The 4,645-nt window shown below is 49.9% G+C and carries 3 protein-coding genes and 1 pseudogene; 3 read left to right on the plus strand and 1 reads right to left on the minus strand.

The genetic code is table 11. The features are described 5' to 3' along the window. Nucleotides 1–272 precede the first annotated feature (272 nt). On the minus strand, nt 273–1,232 hold the full coding sequence (locus F8D48_RS12180; RefSeq protein WP_151432118.1) for an N-acetylmuramoyl-L-alanine amidase family protein: 960 nt from the start codon (nt 1,230–1,232) through the stop codon (nt 273–275). 510 nt (nt 1,233–1,742) lie between these two features. Here F8D48_RS12180 and F8D48_RS11255 point away from each other — a divergent pair. From F8D48_RS11255 to F8D48_RS12185, 3 genes and pseudogenes are all read left to right on the plus strand, one after another. Next, nucleotides 1,743–2,942, plus strand: coding sequence for an AAA family ATPase (locus F8D48_RS11255; protein ID WP_151432120.1), 1,200 nt, complete (start codon nt 1,743–1,745; stop codon nt 2,940–2,942). Between the two features lie 53 nt (nt 2,943–2,995). Next, on the plus strand, nt 2,996–3,496 hold the full coding sequence (locus F8D48_RS11260; protein ID WP_151432123.1) for a hypothetical protein: 501 nt from the start codon (nt 2,996–2,998) through the stop codon (nt 3,494–3,496). 755 nt (nt 3,497–4,251) lie between these two features. Beyond that, nucleotides 4,252–4,645 (plus strand): annotated as a pseudogene (locus F8D48_RS12185) (hypothetical protein); the annotation flags it as partial.

Here is a 4,645-nt window from a genome sequence, read left to right on the forward strand (position 1 = left end):
CGCAGCGCCGAGGCCCTCTCGAAGGTGTGGTAGGATGCTCCCGTCGACGAATGCCCCGGCCGGCGCCCTCCAAGGGCAGGCTCCGGGGCCCTCTGGGAGCACCGCTCCGGATTCATGTAACTCACACCCATCGTCTCCCGATGTGGCAATCGTTGAGGACGCAATGTATTCTATAAAAGTATCATTTGCGATCCGCCATTTTTACGAACGACTCGCATCGTAATCGGAAGTCATAGCCTCTTGCGATAAAGCACAGTCCGCAAAAATCGGGCCTAGCGGCTCTTATCCCAAGCACCGCTCCCGTTCACATGATAGTTGCCAACCCAAGTATTGGCAGCCATAGCGCCAGAGCTGTACAAGTAGTACCAGGAATTGCCGATCTTCTGCCAGCCGGTCTTCATTGCGCCGTCGCTGGAACCGCCCAGGTAGTACCAGGCACCGGAGATCTTCTGCCAGCCGGTCTTCATTGCGCCATCATTGGGACTACCCAGGTAGTACCAGGAGCCGCCGATCTTCTGCCAGCCGGTGGCCATGGCGCAAGAATCCTTGAAATAGTACCATGTGTTGTTGACCTTCCACCATCCGACGAGCGCCGTTTTTCCAGGCTGTGCCCCTCCTTCATCGCCTTCGGAGCGGAAACGGTACCAATTGCCGTCCAGCTTCTTCCAGCCAGATACAGGTTGGCCCGATTCATCTAAATAGTTCCAGAGCTCATCGCTCAGTCGATCGCGAACCCAGCGATTAGTTACCCACACGCCCGAATTATCGAAATAAGCAAAATAACTAGGGGAATAGCCGACACCTACGTAGTGCCAGCCGCTATGAAACATTGCGCCCTCGCAATTGGCCCAAACGTCAAAAAAGTACCATTTTCCATTAAGTTTTTTCCAACCTTTTGCCCTGTCACCAGCAGCGTTGTAATACTTCCAGCATTTCTCGCGCGTGCCACTAGTGTCAATGGTTTGTTCCCCCAACCACCAGCCGGTAACCATCCATCCTTCATTGTCGAACTGGTACCACTTTTTGGAGATGAGTTTTTCCTCGTTTTTAACGGGCTGTCCCGACTCGTCGATATACTTCCACTTCTCACCGACCTGCTGCCAGCCAGGCTGCGCAGCATAGGCAACTTGAGTGTCCAGCGCAGTATAGGCTGTTGTGCCGATACCCAGGGCGGCCACAAGCGCCAACGCAAAAGTCACCCGACCGAGCACCGATCTTTTTATCGCTTCCATACCTTCTCCTTTCTACAGATAACTTTCCTTCATCTATCTACACCTGGAGCGCCACAACCCCAGGAGGATTTTTCGCACTCCCCAATGCCTCACCCGCAGTTCGTGGCGTTTTAGAATGCACTAGTCAAAGGTGACAGTCGAGAGACACATCATATTCATGTTCTGATTCTTTAAGTTGAAACACGCATCATCGAGGCCTTCTTCCATGTGACAGCAGGTAGACCTCAATGAGGAGAGCGTCCACCACGATTGCCACATCGCAAAGCCTCTGCAAACCCAAGTAAGCTTTGAATAGGAGACGCTCCCCAGCATCTCTTACTCGGGCGTACAGAGACAGACCCCAGCGGGACAGACTATTTACGATGTGGCAATATCGATTGTAGCATGGCTGCCGAGTAAGCACATCACTTTTTGCAATGAGAAATCGGCGATTGAAATGACACTCAATCGAAAAAATCGTGCGAATGCTTTTTAATTTGCTACAATGCGTCTTACCGAAAGGAGAATCCCATGAGCGTATCGCTGCTAAAGATTAGCTTCCGCAACCTCTCGAACTTTAAGGACGGACGGGCTACCGTAGATTTCGTTACCGAAAAAAGAGTTTTTTCGGAAGAGCTGGATGACGGCGTTGTATCGCAGCTATTTGGCAGGGTATACAAGCTCAGCACCATTGCTTTCGCAGGCATAAACGCCGCCGGCAAGACCACTCTGTTGAACTTGCTTTCCAGCCTATTAAAAACGTATATCGGTAATGACAGCTTGAGCTACGACATGCGAATCAAAGCATTCTTTGATTCGGAGTTAGAGGTTGAATCATTCTTTTACGAAGAGGAGACCAACCTCATCTACAAGCTTTTCTCGATCATCAGAAAAGATCCGGATGCACAAACTCTTACGTTCAAGAGCGAAAGGCTCTATGCAAAGCCCGCTACTGCTTCCACAACCAGCAAAAACCTGTTTGATTTTTCCGGGGCGCAGCCCGATGTAGACCGAGATATGGTTAAAAGCTCCTTCCTAAAAAAGGAAGACAGCATCTTTTCGATAGTCATGAATAAATACGATCAATCCAACAACAGCGTTCAAGACCTTTGCTCCATAACGAATCACAACTGGATATCTACCATTGCGCTCGGTCTTATCGTTCCCTTTGCGCAGTACTTAGACCCTTCGATCGAGTACATCCATCTTGAGACGCCGCCGTCAGCCCAACCCTCTCGCATAGTGTTCGAAATTAAATTCAAGCAGCAGTCGCAAGCCATCGCCGTTGAACTAAGAGAACTCGACCTCTATCTTTCTTCCGGTACGATCAAAGGAATTAGCTGCCTCTCTGCAATTTCTATTGCTCTTGCTCAAGGCGGATATGTCCTTATCGACGAGATTGAAAACCACCTGAATAAAACCATTGTCATCACTCTAATTGATCTTTTCACCAGCAACTTAAACAAAGGAAAAGCCACCCTCCTATTCTCAACCCACTATAGCGAGATCCTTGATTGCATCAGCAGAAGCGATGGGATTTATCTGCTAGACAAAACCGATAGCATCCAAGTCAAAAAGTTCTCACTCGCTGCTGGCGACAAAGACAGAAAAGACAAGCGAAAGAGCGACCTTGTAATGAGCGGAACACTCACCAGAACTCCCAGCTACCCAGCATATCGACAGCTAGTAGAAAGCATGGAGTCTTTCCTGGCAGAGCGGGGACATGAATGATCAATATCTTGCCCAGCGATTATATTGCTTGCATTTGTGAAGGTCCCTCCGAAATGGCCATCATGGACCTTCTTCTGCAGAAAGAAGTCCTTTGCTTTGAGAAAAGCCAACTTCTTGACGGAAAACTACTATCAAGCAAATTCTTTCGAGACCCCAAACTTTTCACCGACCGCTATTTGACCATGGATTTCGAAGACGGCCGGCTTTGCGTGCTTTTGATTCAAGACCGAAAGACAACGCGATATGCAATCAAGAGCCCTTATTTGGAAAAGGTAGATGTTTTAGGATACGTAATAACCGCCCCCGAAATTGAAATGCTCATGATTCATTCTCTGGACCTATACGATGATTTCAAAAAACACTCTTCTCGAAAGAAGCCGAGCGTGTATTTGGCTGAAAAGAAAGGAATTAAGACAGCCAAAATAAAGTCTGAGGAGCACATCCGCAACTTCTACACCAATCACGATATCGTCGATGCCATTACCACCCACAAAAGGAAATCTCAAAATCTAAACGGGACAGACCGATACTTTCTCGCAGACCTTTTGGTGTAAGCGACACCGAGCCTTTGGATTAGAAGCGTCTTGTCTCTTTGCCTAGCCACCACCCGGCACCGCTCGCCGAACGCCAAAAAGCCACACGCTTCCTCCGAACCGCGAGCATCGGCTTCCGCTCGCGTCGCCCTTCTTCCGCTCCTTATGGCTCATTTTGCAGCGCCGATCTCTGTGGGTCCACGCCTCCAGAAGGGATTTTCGGACTTATCTGGACATGCACGGCTAGGTCTAGAAGAAAACTCCTTCCATACATATGAACTTGAGATTCGAATTCCAGAAATGGCCATTCATGCACTCACAGGAAGCCAATAGAAATAATGTATCTGATCAACAATCGTGCTACAATCAATGATGCCACATCGTAATAGCCTACCCTCCCGGGATCTGTTTTCGCATGTCTAAATAAGAGATGCTGGAAGCGTCTCCGTCCAACGTTTATCTGGATATGCAAAGGTTTTGCGCTGCGGCAATCACGGTGGAGGCCCTTCCCATAATCATAAAGAGGTCCCACCTGCCACTAACACGCAAGGAGGCCTCATGATGTAGTCACAATCTGTCACCTGGGATGAACCATTAACAGTCTTTTGATGCCGCAGCAATTCCAACCTATGCCCTCACTCACCACAACCCCAAGCATGGAGCGGCAATGCAGGGCACTAATAACCATTCTCCCGCAATATCTAGCACGAGACTCTCGTGAAAAATCGCGACGATGCTGGATGTTCACACCCCTCCCCTTAGAAAGGAAAAGGACTATGAGAACACCGCAGGGACTCGTAAGGCTGGCCATGGCCCTCGCTCTCGCCCTCATGGCGACCGGCTTCGCATTGGGCACCACCACGATCCAAGCCGCTACAGGCACCCAAACTGCCTATGCTGCGCAAGCAGGTAAGTGGAAACAATCGAACGGTAAGTGGTGGTACGCTCATGATGGGGGCGGTTATGCCCAATCAGGCTGGGAGAAAATTGGTGGCGTCTGGTATCTATTTGACAATGGCGGATGGATGTTAACCGGCTGGCAAAAGGTCGGCGGAACCTGGTACTACCTGAGCGGATCCGGCGCCATGCAGACCGGCTGGCAGAAAGTCGGGGGCGCTTGGTACTATCTGAAGTCCTCGGGCGCCATGGCCACCGGCTGGCAGAAGGTCG

Source organism: Adlercreutzia muris, assembly GCF_008831045.1.
Classification (GTDB): domain Bacteria; phylum Actinomycetota; class Coriobacteriia; order Coriobacteriales; family Eggerthellaceae; genus Adlercreutzia; species Adlercreutzia muris.